Annotated in this window: 22 protein-coding genes and 1 pseudogene; 7 read left to right on the forward strand and 16 right to left on the reverse strand. The window is 46.4% G+C overall.

Annotated features, from left to right (window positions below):
- The first annotated feature begins 499 nt into the window (after positions 1-499).
- Positions 500-1,447 carry a hypothetical protein gene (locus tag H6F52_RS06545; protein ID WP_190428708.1) on the forward strand — a complete coding sequence of 316 codons (948 nt, stop codon included), beginning with the start codon at positions 500-502 and terminating at the stop codon, positions 1,445-1,447.
- A gap of 322 nt (positions 1,448-1,769) precedes the next feature.
- The gene (locus tag H6F52_RS06550) at positions 1,770-2,318 is read left to right on the forward strand and encodes a hypothetical protein (protein ID WP_199292090.1); all 549 of its coding nucleotides are present in this window, start codon (positions 1,770-1,772) and stop codon (positions 2,316-2,318) included.
- Between the two features lie 233 nt (positions 2,319-2,551).
- Here H6F52_RS06550 and H6F52_RS26000 read toward each other — a convergent pair.
- The 5 genes and pseudogenes from H6F52_RS26000 to H6F52_RS06575 form a co-directional block, all read right to left on the reverse strand.
- Positions 2,552-2,683: pseudogene (locus tag H6F52_RS26000) on the reverse strand (DUF4351 domain-containing protein); the annotation flags it as partial.
- Positions 2,684-2,751: 68 nt separating this feature from the next.
- Complete coding sequence (gene bchB, locus H6F52_RS06560; protein ID WP_190526583.1) at positions 2,752-4,278, reverse strand: ferredoxin:protochlorophyllide reductase (ATP-dependent) subunit B; 1,527 nt, start codon at positions 4,276-4,278, stop codon at positions 2,752-2,754.
- 247 nt (positions 4,279-4,525) lie between these two features.
- A complete protein-coding gene (rph, locus tag H6F52_RS06565; protein ID WP_277878912.1) occupies positions 4,526-5,254 on the reverse strand; it encodes a ribonuclease PH in 729 nt (242 codons plus the stop codon).
- A gap of 148 nt (positions 5,255-5,402) precedes the next feature.
- Positions 5,403-6,299, reverse strand: a complete 897-nt coding sequence (gene rsmH, locus H6F52_RS06570; RefSeq protein ID WP_190532981.1) for a 16S rRNA (cytosine(1402)-N(4))-methyltransferase RsmH — start codon at positions 6,297-6,299, stop codon at positions 5,403-5,405.
- 444 nt (positions 6,300-6,743) lie between these two features.
- Positions 6,744-7,406 (reverse strand): DJ-1/PfpI family protein, encoded by a 663-nt coding sequence (locus H6F52_RS06575; RefSeq protein WP_190532984.1) that lies wholly within the window; start codon positions 7,404-7,406, stop codon positions 6,744-6,746.
- A gap of 114 nt (positions 7,407-7,520) precedes the next feature.
- Between H6F52_RS06575 and H6F52_RS06580 the strand changes: the two genes are divergently transcribed.
- From H6F52_RS06580 to H6F52_RS06595, 4 genes are all read left to right on the forward strand, one after another.
- Complete coding sequence (locus tag H6F52_RS06580; RefSeq protein ID WP_190532987.1) at positions 7,521-8,258, forward strand: LuxR C-terminal-related transcriptional regulator; 738 nt, start codon at positions 7,521-7,523, stop codon at positions 8,256-8,258.
- Between the two features lie 253 nt (positions 8,259-8,511).
- Positions 8,512-9,696 (forward strand): NAD(P)H-quinone oxidoreductase subunit H, encoded by a 1,185-nt coding sequence (locus H6F52_RS06585; protein WP_190413521.1) that lies wholly within the window; start codon positions 8,512-8,514, stop codon positions 9,694-9,696.
- 202 nt (positions 9,697-9,898) lie between these two features.
- On the forward strand, positions 9,899-10,339 hold the full coding sequence (cynS, locus tag H6F52_RS06590; RefSeq protein WP_190532990.1) for a cyanase: 441 nt from the start codon (positions 9,899-9,901) through the stop codon (positions 10,337-10,339).
- A gap of 119 nt (positions 10,340-10,458) precedes the next feature.
- The gene (locus H6F52_RS06595; protein ID WP_190413517.1) at positions 10,459-10,638 is read left to right on the forward strand and encodes a PCP reductase family protein; all 180 of its coding nucleotides are present in this window, start codon (positions 10,459-10,461) and stop codon (positions 10,636-10,638) included.
- 207 nt (positions 10,639-10,845) lie between these two features.
- Here the strand turns inward: H6F52_RS06595 and H6F52_RS06600 are convergent, their stop codons facing one another.
- The 3 genes from H6F52_RS06600 to H6F52_RS06610 all read right to left on the reverse strand — a co-directional run bounded on the left by H6F52_RS06600 (position 10,846) and on the right by H6F52_RS06610 (position 15,032).
- A complete protein-coding gene (locus tag H6F52_RS06600) occupies positions 10,846-11,415 on the reverse strand; it encodes a hypothetical protein (RefSeq protein ID WP_190532993.1) in 570 nt (189 codons plus the stop codon).
- Positions 11,416-11,557: 142 nt separating this feature from the next.
- Positions 11,558-11,713 carry a hypothetical protein gene (locus H6F52_RS06605; RefSeq protein ID WP_190532996.1) on the reverse strand — a complete coding sequence of 52 codons (156 nt, stop codon included), beginning with the start codon at positions 11,711-11,713 and terminating at the stop codon, positions 11,558-11,560.
- Between the two features lie 97 nt (positions 11,714-11,810).
- Positions 11,811-15,032: a HEAT repeat domain-containing protein gene (locus H6F52_RS06610; RefSeq protein ID WP_190532999.1), complete on the reverse strand. Its 3,222-nt coding sequence runs from the start codon at positions 15,030-15,032 to the stop codon at positions 11,811-11,813.
- Between the two features lie 146 nt (positions 15,033-15,178).
- On the opposite strand from H6F52_RS06610, the gene H6F52_RS06615 reads away from it, so the two are divergent.
- Positions 15,179-15,436 (forward strand): hypothetical protein, encoded by a 258-nt coding sequence (locus H6F52_RS06615; RefSeq protein WP_190533002.1) that lies wholly within the window; start codon positions 15,179-15,181, stop codon positions 15,434-15,436.
- A 184-nt stretch (positions 15,437-15,620) separates the two neighbouring features.
- Here the strand turns inward: H6F52_RS06615 and H6F52_RS06620 are convergent, their stop codons facing one another.
- From H6F52_RS06620 to sixA, 8 genes are all read right to left on the reverse strand, one after another.
- Positions 15,621-16,940 (reverse strand): 3-isopropylmalate dehydratase large subunit, encoded by a 1,320-nt coding sequence (locus H6F52_RS06620; RefSeq protein ID WP_190413508.1) that lies wholly within the window; start codon positions 16,938-16,940, stop codon positions 15,621-15,623.
- A 447-nt stretch (positions 16,941-17,387) separates the two neighbouring features.
- A complete protein-coding gene (gene nuoK, locus H6F52_RS06625) occupies positions 17,388-17,699 on the reverse strand; it encodes an NADH-quinone oxidoreductase subunit NuoK (RefSeq protein ID WP_190413505.1) in 312 nt (103 codons plus the stop codon).
- 15 nt (positions 17,700-17,714) lie between these two features.
- Complete coding sequence (locus H6F52_RS06630; protein WP_190413503.1) at positions 17,715-18,347, reverse strand: NADH-quinone oxidoreductase subunit J; 633 nt, start codon at positions 18,345-18,347, stop codon at positions 17,715-17,717.
- Positions 18,348-18,440: 93 nt separating this feature from the next.
- Positions 18,441-19,028, reverse strand: coding sequence for an NAD(P)H-quinone oxidoreductase subunit I (gene ndhI, locus H6F52_RS06635; protein ID WP_190413501.1), 588 nt, complete (start codon positions 19,026-19,028; stop codon positions 18,441-18,443).
- Between the two features lie 95 nt (positions 19,029-19,123).
- On the reverse strand, positions 19,124-20,242 hold the full coding sequence (gene nuoH, locus H6F52_RS06640; RefSeq protein WP_190430307.1) for an NADH-quinone oxidoreductase subunit NuoH: 1,119 nt from the start codon (positions 20,240-20,242) through the stop codon (positions 19,124-19,126).
- Between the two features lie 240 nt (positions 20,243-20,482).
- Positions 20,483-20,608, reverse strand: coding sequence for a DUF4351 domain-containing protein (locus H6F52_RS06645; protein ID WP_199292304.1), 126 nt, complete (start codon positions 20,606-20,608; stop codon positions 20,483-20,485).
- Between the two features lie 170 nt (positions 20,609-20,778).
- Complete coding sequence (locus H6F52_RS06650) at positions 20,779-21,915, reverse strand: citrate synthase (protein WP_190413495.1); 1,137 nt, start codon at positions 21,913-21,915, stop codon at positions 20,779-20,781.
- 94 nt (positions 21,916-22,009) lie between these two features.
- The gene (sixA, locus tag H6F52_RS06655; protein WP_190413493.1) at positions 22,010-22,501 is read right to left on the reverse strand and encodes a phosphohistidine phosphatase SixA; all 492 of its coding nucleotides are present in this window, start codon (positions 22,499-22,501) and stop codon (positions 22,010-22,012) included.
- Positions 22,502-22,547: the final 46 nt, after the last annotated feature.

The raw sequence follows: 22,547 nt of genomic DNA on the forward strand, positions 1-22,547 counted from the left end.
TCCTTATTCTCTATTTTAATTCTAATTTTGGGCTTGCTCATAACCTTATAATAATACAATTACCAATTTTAAATTAATTAATATTTAATCATTTATAAAAATCCTGAAGTTTAAAATAAAAATCTAGATATTATGTTTGTTTCAAATATTCATGTTTAAAATTATGATTCTTTCTTTAATATGGAACTATTTTGAAAATTTATCCAAGCTTCTAAAAGATAGTTTTTTAAATATAAAAATAAAAAGATGATGCTATGTTTAACTTCTTTCCAATTTAAAATTCTATTATCAGATGTTTATAATGATGTTAAATTTGAGGTTAGTGAGTTAAGAGCATAGTATCGATTGCGCCTCTCCTACGCTTATTCCAAACGAATACAAAAGCCTATGAGTGCGGCTAGTGAAAGTGACAATGTAATGCGCTCACGTTTTCAATGATGATATCGAGCTTGGAGAAAATAAATTCTGTCATCGCTGACAAAATGGAGGTAAATCTGCCTTGGAAACACATGAGTGGAAGATTGATCCAGAAAGTCCAGAAGTAAAAATAGCTGCTCAAAAACTTAGTCCCCAGCAAAATTTTATTTTGCTGACTTATGAAAATTTAATGCAGATAGCAGAGAATTCACAGGAAGAATCTACTCAAAGAATTCTTGAATTTCCTTGGGGATTTGCCTGGACACCAGGTAAGAATAAACTCTGTTGGCCACCTGGAGGAGAATGGACACCATCTAGGCGAGCTTCATTATCCAAGTCAATCGCTAGGCTAGAACAACGTGGCTTAATTATTCGGGACAACCATAAACATGAACCTCGGATGTCTGTTGAGACACCTGCGCCTAAACGTACCACAACGGTAAAGTTCACTGCCCTAGGCCGCGGGGTAGCAAAACTGCTTTATAAACGATACTCCGAATTCACACTAGGGCATTTTCACAGGAGGGATGAATCTGCACTGAGTATCCAAGAAATAAACAAAGATTTGGAAATTTCAGAACTTAGAAAAGCTGCTCAAAAACTCAGTTCCCAACAAAAAAGCATTTTAATGATTTGGGAGTTTTGGATGCAACTAGAACAAGAGCTAGAAGACGACGACTTCGATAATTCGGATATATACAGATGGGGACTCTGGTGGTGTCCGTCAAAGTTTTATGAGAAAAGCGGCGAGAAGCCTAAAGAATGGACAGCATCCGACCGGGCTGACTTTTCCCGCTCTCTCAAGAGGTTAGAAAATCGCGGCTTAATTATCCGGAATAATCACAAAAATACACCTCGGACATCTATTGAGACTCCTCCGCCCAAACGCACTACATATGTAAAACTGACTGAGCTAGGGCGGAAAGTAGCCACATGGCTTATGAAGGGCGATCGTTATGTTGATGATACTAAGACAAATTTATCTGTAAAGAAACGTAAACAGTTAATAGAGCAGAGACAAAAAGGCTAACAAAGTAGAAGTGGCTAACATTTTTTTGTTAATCGCTTTTGCAAAACGGCTAACATATAAAAATTGTAGAAACACTGCTACAAAATTAGAAATGCTCTCTGGGGCGAAGACTACGGCAGTTTACTTCAATCCATACACAGATAAGCGTTCTCTGCTGCCCTAATTGCTGGCGTATATTTTTGTTTAGCCTTAATTACGAGGTTTTTCCTATAGTTCAAGAACTCAAACGGGAATTTCAGACCGGGTGCTTTGCCTTAAGAGAAATCCCCTAGTTCTGACGAACCAAGGGAAGCCAATTTTGTAAAATCGTTGGCAAATCATTATGAATCAGACTCAGTACAATGGGGCTGGACTTATCCAGCCTTCACGCCCATTCGCCCAAACAACAGGATACGACTTCAACACTCAAAACAAAGTGGGCAAGGCAGGAGAGTTAGCTATAGATCATTGGCTACAGTTTCTTGGTTATGGCATTAATGATGTTTCAGAGGTGCCAGAATACCAGAAGGCTGGAATTGACCGTTTATTAACTCGACCGGACAGTTCTATTGCTAAGGCTGAATACAAGACTGATCTAAAAGCCAAGCAAACTGGAAACCTATTTTTCGAGATTGTATCCGTTGAGCATCGCAATATTATCGGTTGGGGTTTGACTTCCCAAGCTGACCTCTGGATTTTTTTAATTCCCAGACAAGAGATTTTGGTCGTTGAACCAGGAAAGTTCAGGTGGTTAGTTTTGGAACATCTGGCGATACTCGAAAAGAAAACAGTGCAAAATCAAGGCTACTGTACTATCGGGTTGCCTGTACCTCTGGCAGATGTCCGGAAAATTGCTCGTCACGGTTACAAGTTTCCTGATATTCCTTTCTAACATCAAAGCGAACCCTAGAGAAAAATGGCTGAACTGCGATTGCACTTCAGCCATTTTTCAACAAAAAGTAGTGAGGAGTATGAGATTAGGAATACTCCTCCCTTCATTCCTCACTTCTTTTACTAGGCGCTGACAGTTAAGGGCTAATCTACACGCTGACAACTCCCTTAGCGGTGTACAGTACTTCTAAACTAATCCCAGTGAAGCGCGATCGCTCTCAAACTCCAAAACGTTTATGCTTGATGCTGTGCTAGCCAAGTCGCTAGCTCTGTTTTATCCGAAAAGTCTAATAAAGCCTCGCTCAATTCATCGAGAGCGGTTGCAGATAAGCTGTTTATTGTTGATTTAAAATCGGGAGCGATCGCTCCCGATTTTTGAGACTAGCAGCCAGCTTTTAGGGCTGACGGCTAAATGTTAATGGCTAACTGCTGAATTACGCGCCGACTGCTTCTTTAGCTGCATACATCACTTCTAAAGTGATGACGTTGAAACCGCGATCGCGTGCAAATTTCTCAGTGTTGCGCTTCACTTTGCCGCGCACAAAACCGGGAACTTTGTTGAGTTCTGCTTGCGCTTCCTTGTTCCAACCGAGGTCAGAATCAGCAGAAATCCCCTTGGTAATCACTTCCTTAGTATCGTGACCACCAAAGATTTCTAACAAGTGATCTTCCATTCCCAAAGTGAAGGAATTGTAGATCAAATCTGTAATTTGATTCGTGCCTTCATAACCGCAGAACGGCTTGTAACCAATGGGGAAATTTTGAACGTGAATCGGTGCTGCAATGACGCCGCAGGGAATATTTAGACGCTTACCGACGTGACGTTCCATTTGGGTGCCAAAAATGGCAGAAGGTTCCACACGAGCGATCGCATCCCCAATTTGACCGTGGTCTTCGGTGACGATCACTTCATCGCAGTATTCGCCTACCTGCTCTTTGAACCACTCAGCGTCGTACTTGCAGTATGTTCCCGCCCAAACAACGTGAATCCCCATTTCTCTTGACAGAATTTTTGTGATGGCGGCGGCGTGAGTGCTGTCGCCAAACACCACAGCTTTCTTCCCTGTCAAGTTTTGGCAGTCAATAGAACGGGAGAACCAAGCGGCTTGAGAAACGTGCAAGGTTTGCTCGTTGATGTAGTCTTCGTAGTTAACATCTGCGCCTTGAGCATTAATGATTTCCTGAATTTTGCGGATGCAACGTGCAGTTTCCACCACACCCATCGGCGTAATGTCTACAAAAGGCATCCCAAATTCTTTCTCCAGATACTGAGCTGCCATTGGCCCGATTTCGCGGTAAGGAACCAGGTTAAACCAAGCCTTTGGCAAATTCTTGAGGTTGTGAACTGATGCGCCTTCGGGAATTACTTCATTGACTTGAATCCCCAAGTCAGCCATCAACCGCTTCAACTCGGTGCAGTCGTGGTGATTGTGAAATCCGAGGCTGGAAATTCCGAGAATGTTAACCGAGGGCTTTTCAGTTTTGCCTTCGGGTAAATCGCCTTTTTTCCGGGCTTTCTCGATGTAAAGCTGGACAATTTGCCGCAGGGTAATGTCGGCTGCTTGCAGTTCATTGACGCGGTAGTGGTTCACGTCCGCCAGCATTACGTCTGACTTGGTTTCTATGGAAGCTCGTTCCACAAAGTTTTCCAGGTCTTCTTGGAGAATGCTGCTGGTACAGGTAGGAGTTAAAACAATTAGGTCTGGATGTTCCTCAACGTCTTTGCGGGTGATATTGTCCACCACCTTTTCTTGGGAACCACGCGCCAAAACGTTCCGGTCAACGGAACTGATGGTAACTGGGGTGAAGTTGCGATCGCGTTCTAGCATCGAGCGCATGACGTTGAAGTAGTCATCGCCAATTGGCGCGTGCATGATCGCATGGACGTTCTTAAAGGAACTGGAGACCCGCAGAGTACCAATGTGCGCGGGGCCTGCATACATCCAGTAAGCCAATTTCATAGAGTTCTCCCTTCGTGCTGATGACTATCAATCTATCTGGAATGAGCTGAAACAGTTGATTTCAAAGGCTAATTGTCTCAGATTGTCTCAAACATCCACCAACCCCGATCTCATGAGCAGTTAGGGTTCTGGTGAACTGGCAAAAGTGCCTGGAATGCCCTTCATCTATATAATCCAGGCTGGTATAAGAGCGATCGCACTCTGGTCGATCTGAAACGATTCTTAATTTTTAGGGATATTCCTTTATTTAATGGGTCGAGGAACTCAATGCTTTGCGCTGTGCATCTAGCAGTTCTTGAATCCCTTTTTCGGCTAAATCTAAGATTTGATTGAGCTGAGTCCGGTTAAAGGTGCCTTCCTCAGCCGTTCCTTGAACTTCAATGATGTTCAATTGGTCATCCATCACTACGTTGAAATCCACCTCAGCCGCGACATCCTCAACGTAATTCAAATCTAAAACTGGCTCTCCCTGCAACAGTCCTACCGAAACTGCGGCAATTTGATGGCGAATTGGCGATCGCTCTAACTCTCCCTGCTGTATCAGCTTTTCTATCGCGTCTGCAAGTGCCACAAACCCGCCGAAAATCGAGGTTGTGCGGGTTCCCGCATCCGCTTGTAAAACATCGGCATCTATCGTTATCGTGCGTTCTCCGAGTACCTCTAAATCTAGCGACGCCCGCAAGCTGCGCCCAATCAATCGCTGAATCTCTTGAGTGCGTCCAGACAGCTTCATAAATTCCCGTGCTTGGCGTTGGGGTGTCGCACCCGGTAGCATCCGATATTCAGCCGTTAGCCACCCTTTGCCGGTGCCTTCTAAAAACTTGGGGACACCTTTTTGAATCGTCGCACTACACAGAACATGAGTGTCGCCGCAGCTCGTTAAAACCGAACCCGCTGCAAATCGGGTGAACATTCGTTCAAACCGAACCGGACGCAGTTGGTAAAATTGCCGACCATCAGGACGCAACCAAGACATCGCACTTGCCTCAAAATTCTTGATTAGGATACAGCAGTTACCAGTCAATTTAAGTTAATTAATCTGTTGAACTTTAACAATCTACGATGATTTATTTAGGAACGACTCACTGCTATAGCTTTCGGCTAAGGCGGCGAGTCGTTTGCTATCATTTTCGTTCTGCGATTCGCAGTTTAGCGGAGCGAGAGCGAGGATTATTTTCCAGTTCATCGTCTTGCGGTGTAATCGGTTTTTTGGTTAACACCTGCAATATCGGCGATTCTCTGAAACCATGCTTTACCAAGCGATCTTCTAAACTGTGAAAACTGATGATGCCAATCCTACCGCTTGGTTTGAGCCAGGTGGGGGCTTGATTCAGGAAGGTTTCTAGAGACTTTAACTCATCGTTGACGACAATTCGTAGCGCTTGAAATACCCGTGTGGCAGGGTGAATTCTGCCGTAGCGGTACTGACGGGGAACGCTATAGGCGATCGCCTCTGCTAACTCGGTTGTTGTCTGAAACGGACGCTTTTCCACAATCGCTCTAGCAATTCGCCGCGACAGCCGCTCTTCCCCGTATTTAAAGAAAATATCCGCCAGTTCCGCTTCTTTCCAGTGATTAATGACTTCTGCGGCAGTCAGCGATTCCTGCTGATTCATTCGCATATCTAAGTCAGCTTGGTGGCGAAAACTAAAGCCTCGCTCTGGAACATCGAACTGAGCAGAACTCACGCCTAAATCCGCAATAATTCCGTCAAATATTAGACCATTCGGTTGATATTTGGTGAAATTGCCATGCCAAAATTGGATGCGTTCCCTAAAATTGTGCAATTGGGTTTTAGCCGCAGCGATCGCTTGTTCATCCTGGTCAATCGCCGTCACCCGAACATCCGGTGCCGCTTCCAGAATTAACCGACTGTGTCCGCCACCCCCCACCGTCGCATCCAGGTAGTGTCCCCCCGGACGGCTTTCCAACCCGGCAATTAACTCCCGACTCAGTACCGACAGATGAAAAAATGCCGGTGCTTCCGTCTGATTCGTCAAACTCTTGTCAATTTCATCCATCAAAAAAACTTAGCGACGATAAATAGGCGCACCCTCTATTTTGCCTATAATTTTTCCGATTTTCTGGTTGTACCCATGCTTCTCATTCCGCTCGTTCAGGATCAGCGCATAACTTTGACCGGGAAGCTAGATTTCAGAAACCAGTTTATTCAGAGTCAAAATTTATCGCCGTTGCTAATTGTCGAGCGCTCTTGCCTTGCTTTCAATAGTAGCCGGTAGTGATTTTGGGCACGCTTTTGGTAAACGTTTGCCGCCTGGATTTGCCCTTGTTTGAGAAAAGCGCCAATTAACTCGCACCCTGAAAGGAGCTGGTCTGCATTGATAGCGATCGCCTTCTCAATTGAATACCTGAGTAATCAAGCTCTTTTTGAAGACGATCGAAGTCGCAGAAAAACCAAGCTGTACCGCCGTCAATTTCCGAATTGGCTAGTCATGTCAAGCTGCCTATTCTACTTGTAAACCCAATGTCCCCATCGCGTATGACGTCGCCTTGTTCACTAAATCAGGCCCCGCTTTTTCGGGTGAACCGGCATCGAAGGGCGGGGCTGGATCGTACTCCATCAAGAGTTGAGCTATCTTGGCGGCTTCCTCACCACAAAGCGCTTTAGCAACCACGAGACCAAAATCAATGCCTGCTGTCACACCTCCCCCTGTCATGCGATTTCGGTCAATCACGACTCGCTCTGTTCCGACTTCAACCCCCAACGCGGCTAGGTGTTCCCGCATCATCCAGTGAGTCGCAGCTCGATAGCCTTGCAGCAGTCCTGCCTTCGCCAAAAACATAGAGCCGCCACACACAGAGGTAATAAACTTTGCAGTGCTTCCTTGCCGACGCAGAAATCCAAGGATCTCTGGATCGTCTATGATTGCCATCTGTTTTAAGCCGCCACCGACACAGAGCACATCCAGGGGCGGGCAATGGTCAAAGGTGGTATCCGGCAAAATCACCATGCCGTCATCGGTTTCGATCGGGTCTAGCGTTTTCCAGATTCGATGAATCTGGACATTGGGAAGCGCACTAAAAACTTGCTGGGGTCCCACAATATCAAGTGCGGTCATGCCGGGATAGATAACCAAACCAATAATGTGCTTTTGTGAGTCAGTCATACATCAATCCTACTAATAGGGCTTGCAATGAAATCTATCCTTATACTAGGAATGGCAAACCACCGCGCCTAGTCCTCGATTGAGTACTCTTTAAGGCACAACACCCAATCCAAGATGATTTCCTTACAGCTTTTATTTGAAGCCATCAGTCAGGTAAAAGATGAACAAGACCTGCGATCGCAACTCGTGCCAAAAATTGGTGAGTACTTTGCCGCCAAGCGTTCGGGAATTTTTTTCTTCGACCAGCTTTTAGGCGACCGCAAGTTTCAAAAAGTGCTGAATGTTGTCTTATCTATTGAACATAATCCTGTGGCGCGTTACATAGCAGAGCGCCATACGCCTGTCCATGAAGGATTAGTGACATCCCCAAAAGCCTGGGCAATCATTTGTCCTCGTCCCGATCATTGGCACGTGATGGCAGGACCAATTATCGATCGGGGTCAATTAATCGGCTCAGTGGGTTGCACCCGTGACAAATCAATGCCTGCCTTTGATGCCCAAGATATCGCTGATTTGAGTGCCATTTGTTTACACCTATCGGTTTGGATCGCCAGCGTGCGATTCGCACCTAGCACTGTTTTGGAACCTCAGCACCAACCCTTAAAGACCCATCGCTTAACGTCTCGTGAGTTGCAAATTGCCAACTTGGTAGCGCTGGGTCGAACCAACACAGAAATCGGGACTGAACTTTGGATTACCGAGAATTCTGTCAAGCAGGCTTTGAAGCGAATGTTCCGTAAGCTTGAGGTTTCGTCTCGTACAGAAATGGTTGCACAGCTTTTTGCGACACAACACCATTTTCCGAGTGCAAAGCCATCTCCATCCAACTTGGCGCTGAACGCTCACCAATAACCTTTGGCGGCGTTGCCTAAATCATGACGATTTCAGCAACGCCGGATTCCCTACGTTGTGCCAAAATTCTCCTTGGTTAAATGCAGCTAGATTTCCGACGTATCCTGCGGACAAAGCTCCATATAATTAAGGAAGCGAAACAAAAATCAACACTCAGTAGTAAACAGACAGTGCCAGTCGGAGTGATTTTGGCGTGTTTACGAAATTTCAGGTGCGGCTGCCCAAATCGGCTTCAAGGAGAGATGGCTGAACTATGGCAAAGATAGAAACTAGAACAGAACCGATGGTGCTGAACATGGGTCCGCACCATCCCTCCATGCACGGAGTGCTGCGACTCATCGTTACCCTGGATGGGGAAGATGTCGTGGATTGCGAGCCGGTTATCGGCTACCTGCATCGCGGTATGGAAAAAATTGCCGAAAACCGCACCAACATCATGTACGTCCCCTACGTCAGCCGGTGGGACTATGCAGCGGGAATGTTTAACGAGGCTGTCACTGTTAATGCGCCGGAAAAACTAGCCGGTATCTCAGTTCCCAAACGCGCCAGCTACATCCGCGTCATCATGCTGGAATTGAACCGTATCGCCAATCACCTGCTGTGGTTGGGACCATTTTTGGCTGATACGGGCGCTCAGACTCCCTTCTTTTATATCTTCCGCGAACGGGAGATGATTTATGACCTGTGGGAAGCCGCCACTGGTTATCGGATGGTGAATAACAACTACTTCCGTATTGGGGGAGTTGCTGTTGATTTGCCCTACGGCTGGGTTGATAAGTGCTTAGACTTTTGCGACTACTTCCTGCCGAAAGTTGACGAATACGAGCGCTTGATAACTGACAACCCCATCTTCCGCCGTCGCGTGGAAGGCGTGGGCACCATCAGCCGCGAAGAAGCAATCAACTGGGGACTTTCTGGCCCCATGTTGCGGGGTTCTGGCGTCAAGTGGGACTTGCGGAAAGTTGACCACTACGAATGTTACGACGACTTCGACTGGCAAGTGCATACGGAAACTGGCGGTGATTGTTTTGCCCGCTACTTGGTGCGGATTCGAGAGATGCGCGAATCTGTCAAGATTATTTACCAAGCTATCAAAGCACTTCCCGGTGGTCCTTACGAGAACTTGGAAGCCAAGCGTATGGCAGAAGGGCCAAAATCCGAATGGAATGGCTTTGACTACCAGTACATTGGTAAGAAAATCGCTCCCACTTTTAAGATTCCTAAGGGCGAACATTACGTCCGTGTCGAGAGTGGGAAAGGTGAGCTAGGAATCTATATTATTGGCGATGATAATGTCTTCCCTTGGCGTTGGAAGATTCGTGCAGCTGATTTCAACAACCTGCAAATCCTCCCTAGTCTTCTCAAGGGTGTAAAACTCGCTGATATTGTGGTGATTTTGGGTAGCATCGATATCATCATGGGTTCTGTAGACCGCTAAAAAAAGCAAAAGGCAAAAGGCAAAAATCGGTCGGAAAATGTCCACCTAAAAAGCCTAAAGCTTTAAAAGTAGCAGCGGATAGGTAGCGAATGTAACTGAATCGATTGTCGGTTAAAGGAGATAGTTTAACTGTTTCTCAAACTGAGCAAATATTCATTACAGTCGTTACATTTCGTTGCTACTTTTTTATTGAGGTTTGTTAATGGCTATTCCTGAAATTACTCAAATACTTTTGGCTGCTAAAAAAGAAAAAGGGCTAAGTTTTGCCGATTTAGAAAAGGTTGTTGGACGCGACGAAGTCTGGATTGCGGCAGTGATGTATCGTCAAGCAAGTGCTTCTGAAGAAGAGGCAAGTAAGCTAATCTTCGCCTTAGAGCTTGACCCAAATTATGCTAAAGAACTAACAGAATGTCCGCTAAAAGGATTGGGGCCAGTTGTTCCTACTGACCCTCTGATTTATCGCTTTTATGAAATCATGCAAGTGTATGGAATGCCGCTAAAAAGCGTCATTCACGACAAGTTTGGGGACGGGATTATGAGCGCGATTGACTTTACGTTGGATGTAGAGAAAGAAGAAGATCCCAAAGGCGATCGCGTAAAAATCGTCATGTCGGGTAAGTTCCTCTCCTACAAAAAGTGGTAACTCGTTGGTAGGGTTGGGGGCGATCGCTCTCAGGATGCGATCGCCTTCTTGATGAGACGCTGGAAAGCGCGATCGCTTCCCTGTTAAACTCCTGTTTTAAGGATTTTTTGGAGAGAACTGTGGCGAACCAACCCAATGCCGTAGAGTGGACACCCGAAGCTGAAGCCAAGTTGAAAGAAATTCCCTTTTTTGTCCGTCCCGCCGCTCGGAAAAAGATCGAAAAATTTGCACAAGAAGCAGGGCAAAAAATAATAACAGTGGAAGTTTATCAGCAAGCTAAACAACAGTTTGGGCAGTAGCAGAATTCGCCCGGAAGTTTAAGGGCGATCGTATTTTCGGTTGAGAGCGCGATCGCGTTTTGTCTCAGTTTTGCCTCAAGTATCGCAGTCGTAAATGATTCGTGAAGGCGAGATCCCCGACTTCGAGAGAGAAGTCGGGGATCTGAAGAGCCGAAACGCAACTCAAATAGGATTGCTATATCAGACGACACACACCCAGTTGAACGTTTAAAACCCGCTATAGTTGATCGTTGGATTGGGTGTAGTTGAAAATCCTGTGTTCGGCAAGCTGGTGGTGCCAGGAGTCGTGATTAACCCGCCAGAATTGCTTGTACTGGGAGTGATGGGATAGCTACTCGGCAAGCTGGTGGTGCCGGGAGTCGTGATTAACCCGCCAGAATTGCTTGTACTGGGAGTGGTGGGATAGCTACTCGGCAAGCTGGTGGTGCCGGGAGCCGTTATCGTCCCATCTGGCAAGGTTGTATTACCCAAGGGGGCGGGAGACTGATTTGGTTGGGTTGTAGCATCCGGCTGGGTTGTATAGACTCCGAACATGGTTGTCGGATCGGCGGTCGTTGTAGACTGTTTTGCCTTGGTCTTTTTGGGTGAAGAACGCCTAGTCGTGCCAGTCTCCTCAGAAGCAGTTTCCTTGAGAGTAGAGTTTTGATTGAGTTGGGACATGACTGGAATACTCACCAAATAACAGATTCCAAGAAATCCAGCGATGCCAACAAAACCTTTGACTAAATTCTGCCCCGCCGATGACTTTTCTGATTTTGATCTTGTTCGTGGATTCATGGGTGCTTCCTAAATTGAGTAGAGTACCCGCATGGTGAACAAATCTCTCACAACCCCGTAAATCTACCTATCGGCTCCCCCCTCACTTTAAGGAGTCTCCAGGGAGAAGTGCTATAAAATCGGGGCTATCTTTATCAATCCTTTAAATAAATCGGTTATTCTCGCTCGATCGTAAAGCTTCTGTGAAGTGCCTGTGAAGCGATCGCAGCACGTAAAAAGCCGGGAAATTTACTTCCGGCTTAAAGCTAAAGTAAGCTAAAGCTTTCTGGTCAGCCGCTGGTTGACTGACAAAATTCAAGAAGCAAAACCTGCAAGACTCTCCAAAACTCTTGAAACCCAACCTACACGGAAAGATTTTTCAATCAGATAGCGATCGCCTCCTCAGCGCGATCGGTTTACTCGCAACTTTTACTCCAATTCTTTAGTTTCTCTGTTGCGAACTCGCGCACCTTCTGGTCTGGGTCATTGAGAGAGCGATCGCGCAACAGTGGTAGAGTCTGGGGATGGTTGGAATAATTTTTGATGATTATCTCAAGTGCTAATTGCCGAGGGTTGTCTTCCCAGCTGTCCTCACGCTCAAAGGGATCGTTGAGGGCGCGATCGCACAAAAATTCAAACATCCCAGGTTCATCTTTCCAACCACGGGCTAATTCTTGCACCGCCGCACGTCGTACATAGAACTTGTCATCCGCTTGCGCCCGTTGTTTGAGGATAGGTAAGGTATCCGGGTCATCTTTCCAACCACGGGCTAATTCTTCCACCGCCGCTTCTCGCACATTCCAAGTGTCATCCGTTTGCGCTCGTTGTTTGAGGATAGGTAAGGTATCTGGGTCATCTTTCCAACCACGGGCTAATTCTTGCACCGCCGCACGTCGCACAACAAAATCGTCATCCGTTTGCGCTCGTTGTTTGAGGATAGGTAAGGTATCTGGGTCGTCTTTCCAACCACGGGCTAATTCTTGCACCGCCGCACGTCGCACAAAAAAACTGCCATCCGCTTGCACCCCTTGTTTGAGAATAGGTAAGGTATCTGGGTCGTCTTTCCAACCACGGGCTAATTCTTGCACCGCCGCACGTCGCACAAAAAAACTGCTATCCGCTTGCGCCCGTTGTTTGAGAATAGGTAAGGTATCCGGGTCATCTTTCCAACCACGGGCTAATTCTTCCACCGCCGTACGTCGCACAAAATCGTCATCCGCTTGCACCCGTTGTTTGAGCCAAGCTAAGGTATCCGGGTCATCTTTCCAACCACGGGCTAATTCTTCCACCGCCGCACATCGCACATTTGGATCGTCATCCGCTTGCGCCCGTTGTTTGAGCCAAGCTAAGGTATCTGGGTGATCTTTCCAAGTTGTGGCGACCGATGAAACGGCTTGAATGCGAATTTCACTAACCAAATCTGCCTCATCTTCATAGAATTCGTAACGGTAAGGTAGGTCATACTGCGTTAAGCCCTTCAGCTGATTGAGGAGTTGGTCAGATGTTGGTGTAATCAACGAGCGATGATTCCTCACTTCTAAAAGGCACTCTGCTGCTAAAAATAGATTGATAAACTTTTCATCCTCGCCCTTCTGCGCCATCAGATAATCTAAAATTTCGCCTGCAAATTTTGTATCAATCATTCCCGCAATCAGCCGCAGAACTTCATGCCAAATTTCATCCTGCCAATGCTTGCCAAAAACCTCAGTTTTCAACTGCTCCAATGAAAGATTGCGTTCCTTCTCAAATTGCCAGACAAACTCACTAGCACAGAAGTATTCTAAAAATGTCCGATGCACAAAAGCATAGGAATCGGCACCCAGGTAACACAAAATAAAATTGCGACTTCGCAGTTGTTCAATCAGCAATCTAGCAACAGTTCTCGGCTGATTGACTTCTGTACTTTTAAAAAAGCTAGTTAGAATCCTTTCTAAATCATCCCCCCGAATCAGATTGCCAGCCAAACCCTTATCTGCGGCTTGCATGTGGTAGGCAACCTGACGCAGTATTGCCTGCTTATCGTTATAGTCAATTGTTACCGAATCCATCCTCGGATTTTCTAGCAATTTCTGATCCACATCCCATTGATGCAGCAGTACTTCTGAAGCTTTTTTGTAAAGTCTTGGTCTATCTCTAGGCAATTCTTGCTTGCGGTTGAGTATTGCTATCATTGTCAATAGCAGGGGATTTCCCGCCAGTTCTCCAATCGCTGAAGAAGTCTCAATTGCCCTTTGCAGTCGTTCCCGCTTGCTAACTTTAAGTGCCTCATCCGTGAACGTTAATTCATGCCATCGATAGAGAAAATCCTCAATTTGTTCTAACTCTAAATCTTGCAGCATGAAGTGACGAAACTGGGCATCTCGCAACCGTTGCGGTTTATAGCCAATAGTGCGAGAAGTGACAATTATCCGCGCCTTCCGATAATCATTCGTGAAACGATGAATATCAGTAATCACTTCCTCCCGTTTCGCCGGATCGAACACCTCATCCAACCCATCAAACATCACCAAAACTTTGCCAGCTTTTAGCCGTTCGTGGAGTTCATGTTGATTGAGGCGACAGACAATTCCACAGCCTTTGTGGAGGAATTCGAGAAAATCATTGCACTTTCCAGAGTCGCGATTGCGAATATAAGTCCGCAATTCAATCAGCAACGGAATCGGCTGTTCAATCACAGTATTGAGAGGCGTTATTGCCCAATTCAAAGCAATGTATTGCAACAATGTGGACTTCCCCGAACCCGGATCGCCCAAAATTACAAAATAGGGATAAGTTTGAGAGTCATTAATAATATCTAAAACTGAGCGAATTGGCTGTTGATAATAAACCTGTTTATATCGTTCCCACTCCTGGGGGTTAACGTCTGCTTCGAGTTGGTTACTCTCCCTCAGTCGTTTTTGATGCTCTTTAGGAATCTCGTAAACTTGGGGTAAATATTCCTGGCATTCGCGCACATTTTGTGCTATAAAAATTTCCCATATCTTGAGTTTTTCTCGATAGTCATAAACGCTCGAATCTAAACTATAACTATCTAAATTAAGATTGCTGTATCGCTCTTGCAGACCTTCCTGATATCGTTTTAAGTCAAATTCAGTAGAGATTCCAGCCAATTCTTTAGTATTTTGCTGAATAGCTTCTATATTTTTTGAGTCAAAGATAGCGCGTAATTCAGGCAATTCTCGAATAATAACGTTAACTTTTCTCCGGTACAGCTTGCCAACCAAATCCCAATCAAATTCCTCAGGTGGCAAAGGTAATAAATTAAGCTGATTCCAAGTTTGAGCTAAGGTTTTTGTATCTAAAGCCTGACAGTCATCTTTAAAAGCACTTCCCAGAATCTCTTTAACCGATTTGTCTTTAATAAATTCCTTTAACGGTTTGGTATATTGCTGCAATTGCTCATCAGTAACGCCTGTATCTTTTAATTCATCCTGTACCAGTTGCAGAAATTCTTTGATAGCCTTACCAGCCGCAACCTGACGAGGGTCTTTTTCCCGTAGCAAAACGTGTTTCAGCGAATCTTTGAAGAAATCTTTAGCAAAGTCTTTTGCTCCCTCCTTTGCCAAATCTTGCACAATGGGGTACACCAGACCCCCAACAGCTTGAGAAACTCCCCAGACCAATAACCAATCCACCATAATACTCGCATCTGCTGAATTCCGTAGACTACGAGTATAGCGAGTGCTTTGGGGCGATCGCCTTCTGTGTACAATCGAAAGCGCGATCGCGACAACCAATTAGTATGGAGTTGATATCAGATAATTTTGATGCCCAGAGGTTTTTTATGAAAGAAAGCACCATCAACAAGCAAGCGAATATCTCTGCTGAGTCCCCGTTATGGGAAGAACTTGCCGATGAAGCCGCCGCTACCTGCGTCGGGGGAACTACGCTGACGGATCTTTTCGGCGAATTGGATAATGCGATCGCTACATCGCCTTTTTCAGAAGAAGGTAGCCTGTTTGTTGAGGAAAATAGCGCAACTATTCAAGACATCTTCCAAGGTTGGATCAATTATATTGACCTGATTAACAGCCTGGGTTGAAGGCTCTAGCACTCTAGCAATTCTCTATTAGATAGCGTAAATAACCCCACCTCTGCCCCTCCCCGCAAAGGTCGAGCCATTCAATACTGCCCCTCCCCATGAATGTCGAGTCATTCAATATTGCCCCTCTCCGTGGACGGAGAGGGGTTGGGGGTGAGGTTCCGAATTCCCCTCTCCTACTGCTCTACATAAAATCGCGGGGGTCGGTTACATATCCAGTCAACGCCGAAGCCGCAGCCGTATAAGGTGAAGCTAGATAAATCCCCGCCTCTTTATTGCCCATGCGACCGGGGAAATTGCGGTTAGTCGTAGAAACGCAAATTTCCGGCTCATTCACACGACCGAAAGTATCCTTGGGACCACCCAAACAAGCCGCGCAGGAAGGTGCCGCAGGCTCAATGCAACCAGCCGCCAAGAAAATCTCAGACAGAGTTTGCCCTTCGTACTTCTGGGTGAATAAGTCTTCGTAGACTTTCTGCGTTGCCGGTACTAAATAAGTAGGAACTTTCACCTGCTGTCCCTTAAGAATACGGGCAGCGTACATAAAATCTGAAGTTTTGCCGCCAGTGCAGGAACCGATATAAACTCGGTCAATCTTGACATCGCGGCATTCCCGCGCCAAAGCACGATTATCTGGAGAATGGGGCTTAGCGACGACCGGCTCTAACTTGGAGACATCATAATGCCGATCCGAGTAGAAACGAGCATCAGCATCTGTATAAACTGGCTCAAAAGGCTTATCAGTCCGGGCGCGGACGTACTCAAACGTCGTTTCATCCGGGGCGACCGTGCCATTTTTGCCACCCGCCTCAATCGCCATATTACACAGCGTCATCCGGTCTTCCATCGACAGACCGTTAATGGTAGTACCGGCAAATTCCAGCGCTCGATACGTGGCTCCAGCAACACCAATATCTCCAATGATTTGTAAGATCAGGTCTTTCGCCAACAGGTAATTTGGCATCTCGCCCTCAAAGACAAAGCGCATCGTCGCCGGGACTTTGATCAGCAGCTTGCCGGTGCCCATAATGAAACCAGCGTCCGTGTTGCCAATGCCGGTGGCGAACTGACCAAAAGCGCCCGCGTTGCAGGTGTGGGAATCGGTACCAAACAGCACTTCTCCCGGACGGGTGTGACCTTCTTGTGCTAGGGCAATGTGGCAAACACCTTTGTAATCGGGATTGGCTTTAAAGTCGGCTCGGTCGGTGATGTCGTAGAAATATTTAATGTCTTGCTCTTTGGCAAAGTCGCGCAGAATATCAACGTTGCGGTTAGCGCGTTCGTCGGCAGTAAAAATGTAATGGTCTGGAATCAAAACAATTTTTTCTTTGTCCCAGACTTTGGCATCAGCGCCAAATTCGCGCTTGAACACCCCGATTGTACCGGGACCACAAACGTCATGGGTCATTAACAAATCAACGTTAACCCAAATATTCTCCGCCGGTTCGACAATAGCCCGACCAGAGGCACGAGCCAAGATTTTTTCGGTGAGAGTCATCCCCATAGCTATTTTCCTCTTTCCTTGCAAAGACGCGATCGCTTTTATTTGATAATGCCTATTTTCTCCAGCCCTCTGTCATTCTATAACAATGTATTTCAGACAACTAATACTAAGGATAGATGTGGGCTGGATACGTGAAATGTTTAGCTCTCAACATTTCCCCGATTTTAACCAATCAAACTTATCAGGCAAAATTAAGAAGAAGGGTTACACGTTCTGGAGATAAATTTGAAGATAAATATAAATATTAAAAATGCTCGTAGATTCATCAATCTACTTTAAAGACCTAAATATTAATCAATGATTTTTCTGACGTTGCGAGTAAGGAATAATGGGTAATTGGTATAGGTAAAAACTTTTCAGTTTTAGAGACGCCATTATCGCGTCTAAATTTTGAATTCAAGAGCTTTCTTCAACTCAAAACACTCATTACCCATTACCCATTAACCATTACCACTTCAACAGATTAAACTGCTCCATGTCCACCGTCTCGCGGTTGCGATAGATTGACAGCACAATCGCCAAACCCACAGCGGCTTCAGCAGCTGCAACAGTAATCACAAAGACGGAAAAAACCTGACCTTTAATTTCTTGAGGATCGAGAAAATTAGAAAAGGCCATTAAATTCAGGTTGACAGAATTCAGCAGCAATTCAATCGACATCAGCACGCGAACAGCATTACGGCTGGTAATCAAGCCATAGATACCGATGCAGAAGAGGGCAGCGGCTAGCAGTAGAAAATACTGAAGTTCTAGGTGCATGAGTTTTCTTTGTTTCTATGTGTTGGTATCTGCGGGGAGTTTACCGCTTTCGGAGCCGACCGTCAAAAGTTCGCGAGGACGTTCCGGCAACGTTAACGAGGTTGGTTGAGTTAGCTGAGGTGAAATTTCTTCTGGAATATACTCACGACGTGCCAGAACAATTGCGCCCACCATTGCCATCAACAACAACACAGATGCCAACTCAAAAGGTAGCAAAAAGTCACTGAAGAAATGCAGACCAATCTGCACAATGCTACTTTCAATGGGAGTGGTCAAGACCGCTAAAGTCCAGGGAGTTCTGATCACCATCGTACCCAGAAGCCCAAACAAGCCGATACAGACCAAAGCCGTTGATGCTTGGCGAATCCAGCGATTGCGAATGGGTGCAAAATCTTCCCGCTTGTTTACCAGCATGATGGCAAACAAAATCAGGACGTTAATCGCTCCAACATAAATGAGAACCTGCGCCGCCGCTACAAAGTCTGCATTGAGAAGAAGATACAGCCCAGCGATGCTGACAAAAACTCCACCCAGTAAGAAGGCTGAGTAGACAATATTAGTAAACAGCACCACTCCTAAAGCTGAGCCAATCATCATTAGCGACAGCAGGCCAAACGAAACAATCTGAACGCCTTCAGCTAGATTCATTTTTGTCCTTTGTCAGTAGTCAATCGTTTATTTGTCATTCGTCATTCATCATTAGTTTTTTACAAGTGACTAATGACGAATGACAAATCACTTTTATTTTTCCGTTTTTTGTTCCAGAATTTCCGCTGGAAGCTGACCGGGGCGACGGGAACCTTCTGGCAGGTCGTGCGGGTCCATGACGCCCTTGGGTAGGTAGACAAGTTCGCGCAGCGGCGTCACCATTGGGTCTTGCGTGACTTTGTACGGTAAACGACCCAGTGCCACGTTGTCAAAATTCAATTCGTGACGGTCGTAGGTGCTAAGCTCGTACTCTTCGGTCATTGACAGGCAATTGGTCGGGCAGTATTCCACGCAGTTGCCGCAAAAGATACAAACTCCGAAGTCGATGCTGTAGTGCTTGAGGAGTTTCTTTTTGCTGGCTTTGTCAAACTCCCAATCCACTACTGGCAGGTTGATGGGACAAACCCGCACGCAGACTTCGCAGGAAATGCACTTATCAAATTCAAAGTGAATTCGACCCCGGAAACGCTCGGAAGGAATGAGTTTTTCGTAGGGGTACTGCACGGTAATCGGACGCCGCCGCATATGGTCGAAGGTTACAGACAACCCTTGACCAATATATCGAGCCGCTTGGACGGTTTCTTTGGCGTAATCGCCAACTTGTTTGAGGAACTTAAGCATTGTTCTGTGTCTCTCTCTGATTAGAGAATCGGTTATTGGTGATTGTAGAAAAAGGTAATTTTTCCCACGACTTATTACCGATTACCGATTACCAATTACCCGCCAAAAGCAACGGGAAATGCTAATTTTAGGGCTGCGGTCAGTAGCAGGTTGACTAAAGACACTGGGAGCAGAAACTTCCACCCTAGATCGAGCAGTTGGTCGATGCGAACCCGTGGTACAGTCCAGCGCAGCAGAATCGCTATGAAAACGAGGAAGTAGGCTTTTAGGAGGGTCATGGTGATCCCCAGTGATGCATCAATCACCTGCAACCAGGGACTGGTTTCATTAACTCCTAGCCAGCCGCCTAACATTGAGAGGGGAATCGGAAATTCCCATCCGCCTAGATACAAGATTGCAACTAGCAGGGCAGAGAGGACGAGGTTGACGTAAGAGCCGATATAAAATAGACCGAATTTCATCCCGGCGTATTCGGTCTGATAACCGGCAACCAGTTCTTCTTCTGCTTCTGGCAAGTCAAAGGGGAGTCTTTCGCACTCTGCCAAAGCGGCAATCCAAAAGATGAGGAAACCCACGGGTTGCCGCCAGACGTTCCAGCTGAGGACGCCGTAGCCAGATTGCTGTTCTACGATGTCGATGGTGCTAAGACTGTTGGACATCATCGCGATCGCAAGTACGGAAAGCGCTAGGGGAATTTCGTAACTAATCGACTGCGCTGCCGCCCTTAAACCCCCTAGTAGGGAATACTTGTTGTTTGAAGAATAGCCGGACATCAGCAAGCCAATCGGCTGAATGCTGGAGAGGGCAATCCACAAAAAGACGCCCATTCCGACGTTAGAGATTACCAGGTTTTGCCCAAACGGCACAATCAGGAAGGACAAAAACACTGGGATGACGACGATGATTGGGCCTAGCGTGAATAGCAAGCGGTCGGTCTTGGCTGGGACAATATCTTCTTTGAAAACCAGCTTTAGACCATCGGCGACCGGCTGCAAAACACCTAGTGGTCCGGCGAATTCTGGCCCAATTCGCTGCTGAGCCGCAGCAGAGATCTTCCGCTCCAGCCAGACGACCACTAGCACCCCTACGGTAGCACCAATAATCATCAGAAACATCGGCAGCGGCATCCAAATGGCTTTGGCGGCACCTGCTGGGATGCCCAGATCCCTGAGGGATTGGATAAAAGTTCCTTGTAGGTCAATACCTGGGTTCATGTTTCCCGAACGAAGTAATTACTAGGACAATTCGAGACAAGATGTATCGAATCAATCTATCTGTTCTTTTGTGAAGATTTTTTTCAGCTACACAGCCTAGTATATCGTTGGAGCGCATCCAGCCCAGCGCAGCAAATAAGAAATTCTACTTATCCTTAAGTTAAAGTTTTCTGTGGTCAGGAAGAAGGGAGGCGCGATCGCTTGTTGTGGCGGGTGAAAGTGCGATCGCCTGTGTAATTATCACTGATACTGCTCGAACCAGACGGCTAAATCCGTCGGTGCCGTAAAATCCAACAGCGCCTCACCCAACTCCTCTAATTGAGCGATGGGTATCTGTTGAATCCGGCTCTTGCATCTGTTGGTCAACTGAGGCAACTAATCCCTACGAAGGTCAACCAATTAACAGTAAGCTTCCCCATCTACCCCGATTTTCGGAACCAGCGATCGCTCCTCCCGTCTCCGCCACAAAAAAAGCGCGATCGCTTCTCTATACAATTTTTGTCGGAAGCGATCGCGTTTTTTCGAGTTCTAGATGACTATCGTTGTTCTATAGAAATGTAGCCAGCTTCGCGGGAACCCTTATAAATTTGAGTCGGACGATAGATGCGGTTTTCTCCTAACTGTTCCTTCCAGTGAGCTAGCCAACCAGCAACACGAGCGATCGCAAACACGGGTGTAAACAAATCTGTAGGAATGCCCATCTTTCGGTAAACCAGACCCGAATAGAAATCCACGTTTGGATAAATTCCCTTTTCGCCTAATTTTTCCTCAAGTACCCTTTCCAACTCCACAGCAATGTCGTAATACTTATCGTGACCAAATTTCTCAAACAGTTGTTCTGCCAAGTTTTGGAGAATTGTCGCTCGCGGGTCTTTCACTTTGTAAACGCGATGACCAAAGCCCATAATTTTCGCTTTGCGCTGTAAGGCATCCTCTAGCCACGCAGTAACATTTGCCACTGAGCCAATTTCTTCTAACATGGTGATGACTTCTTCATTCGCCCCTCCATGCAATGGCCCTGCTAAAGTTCCCACCGCTGAGGCAACGACTGCGTAGGGGTCGGTCAGGGTAGAAGCCGTCACCCGTGCCGAGAAGGTAGAAGCGTTCATCGTATGTTCTGCATGAAGCGTCAAGCAGACATCGAAAATCCGCGCCGCAAGGGGGTCGGGTTCTCGCTCGTTCAGCATATACAAGAAGTTGGCAGAATAGTCCAAATCATCGCGAGGGCGCACGGGGTCGTTGCCTTTCCGCATCAGTTGGAACGCTGCCACCATTGTGGGAATTTTTGCTAGGAGGCGCACCACCGCTTCCCGAATGTAAGCAGGGTTATCTAAAGCGCGACGGGAGTAAAACAAACCCAAAGCAGCGGCAGAAGCTTGCAGCGCATCCATTGGATGCCCGGTTTCCGGAAAACACTTCATCATGTCCCGGATGCGATATTTGATCCGCCGATGATAGCGAATTTCACTTTCAAAGGCTTCAAGTTCTTCCTTCGTGGGGAGCGTACCCCAAATTAATAAATACGACGTTTCTAGGAAGGTACTCTTTTCTGCGAGGTCTTCGATGCGAATGCCGCGATATTCTAGTATTCCCTGTTTTCCATCGACATAGCTGATACTGGATTGGGCAGCGGGAATGCCTTCTAAACCTGGTTTATACTCGCAGACAGTCATGTTGCTACGGATTGGGTGAGGGGAACATACTCAAGTTACCTTACCAGAAACCGTTTTTGTAGTCGCTAGTTTTACCAGAATTTCTAAACGGGGATTACAACAGCCACTTGGGTGAGGAAAGCAAAAACATCTGGCTATGACCCACGGGAGACTGGGTTTCTGGAAGGCTTAATCCAATCATGCCTGCTTTTTTCAAAATTAGCGCTTCTTGGGTATCGCCCCACACCAAAATTTCTGCCCAATTTCCCAAGTTAGGTTGATGACCTACTAGGGCTAATTGAGATCCACCCGCTCGCCGCCATTCCTCTAACCATCTCAGCCAAGCTTGGATGCCACCCCCAGGAGCTAGGTCGATTGATTCTTCTAGATGGGGACACAAACGGGCGGCGACGAGAATTTTGGCGGTTTGGCGTGCCCTCACTAAGGGACTGGTGAGGATCAGGTCGAAGCGCACACCGATTTCATCCAGTCGTTTTGCTACTTTAGCGGTTTTCTTGCGTCCCTCATGGGTCAGCGATCGCGCTTCATCTTTGACGTCCTCAGATGGCTCGGCGGCGATTCCGTGGCGGATCAAATAAAGTTTCATAGGTTAATTGCTGATGGAAGAATGGAAGAGTCGCAATTTCCATTCT

The sequence above is a fragment of the Coleofasciculus sp. FACHB-542 genome, from assembly GCF_014695825.1.
Lineage (GTDB): Bacteria > Cyanobacteriota > Cyanobacteriia > Cyanobacteriales > FACHB-T130 > FACHB-T130.

What these genes read in the sequence shown, in the direction of transcription:
- H6F52_RS06550 (WP_199292090.1), top strand. Translation starts at nt 1,770, where the DNA reads ATGAATCAGACTCAGTACAATGGGGCTGGACTTATCCAGCCTTCACGC.
- bchB (WP_190526583.1), bottom strand. Translation starts at nt 4,278, where the DNA reads ATGAAATTGGCTTACTGGATGTATGCAGGCCCCGCGCACATTGGTACT.
- rph (WP_277878912.1), bottom strand. Translation starts at nt 5,254, where the DNA reads ATGTCTTGGTTGCGTCCTGATGGTCGGCAATTTTACCAACTGCGTCCG.
- rsmH (WP_190532981.1), bottom strand. Translation starts at nt 6,299, where the DNA reads ATGGATGAAATTGACAAGAGTTTGACGAATCAGACGGAAGCACCGGCA.
- H6F52_RS06575 (WP_190532984.1), bottom strand. Translation starts at nt 7,406, where the DNA reads ATGACTGACTCACAAAAGCACATTATTGGTTTGGTTATCTATCCCGGC.
- H6F52_RS06580 (WP_190532987.1), top strand. Translation starts at nt 7,521, where the DNA reads ATGATTTCCTTACAGCTTTTATTTGAAGCCATCAGTCAGGTAAAAGAT.
- H6F52_RS06585 (WP_190413521.1), top strand. Translation starts at nt 8,512, where the DNA reads ATGGCAAAGATAGAAACTAGAACAGAACCGATGGTGCTGAACATGGGT.
- cynS (WP_190532990.1), top strand. Translation starts at nt 9,899, where the DNA reads ATGGCTATTCCTGAAATTACTCAAATACTTTTGGCTGCTAAAAAAGAA.
- H6F52_RS06600 (WP_190532993.1), bottom strand. Translation starts at nt 11,415, where the DNA reads ATGAATCCACGAACAAGATCAAAATCAGAAAAGTCATCGGCGGGGCAG.
- H6F52_RS06610 (WP_190532999.1), bottom strand. Translation starts at nt 15,032, where the DNA reads ATGGTGGATTGGTTATTGGTCTGGGGAGTTTCTCAAGCTGTTGGGGGT.
- H6F52_RS06615 (WP_190533002.1), top strand. Translation starts at nt 15,179, where the DNA reads ATGAAAGAAAGCACCATCAACAAGCAAGCGAATATCTCTGCTGAGTCC.
- H6F52_RS06620 (WP_190413508.1), bottom strand. Translation starts at nt 16,940, where the DNA reads ATGGGGATGACTCTCACCGAAAAAATCTTGGCTCGTGCCTCTGGTCGG.
- nuoK (WP_190413505.1), bottom strand. Translation starts at nt 17,699, where the DNA reads ATGCACCTAGAACTTCAGTATTTTCTACTGCTAGCCGCTGCCCTCTTC.
- H6F52_RS06630 (WP_190413503.1), bottom strand. Translation starts at nt 18,347, where the DNA reads ATGAATCTAGCTGAAGGCGTTCAGATTGTTTCGTTTGGCCTGCTGTCG.
- ndhI (WP_190413501.1), bottom strand. Translation starts at nt 19,028, where the DNA reads ATGCTTAAGTTCCTCAAACAAGTTGGCGATTACGCCAAAGAAACCGTC.
- nuoH (WP_190430307.1), bottom strand. Translation starts at nt 20,242, where the DNA reads ATGAACCCAGGTATTGACCTACAAGGAACTTTTATCCAATCCCTCAGG.
- H6F52_RS06650 (WP_190413495.1), bottom strand. Translation starts at nt 21,915, where the DNA reads ATGACTGTCTGCGAGTATAAACCAGGTTTAGAAGGCATTCCCGCTGCC.
- sixA (WP_190413493.1), bottom strand. Translation starts at nt 22,501, where the DNA reads ATGAAACTTTATTTGATCCGCCACGGAATCGCCGCCGAGCCATCTGAG.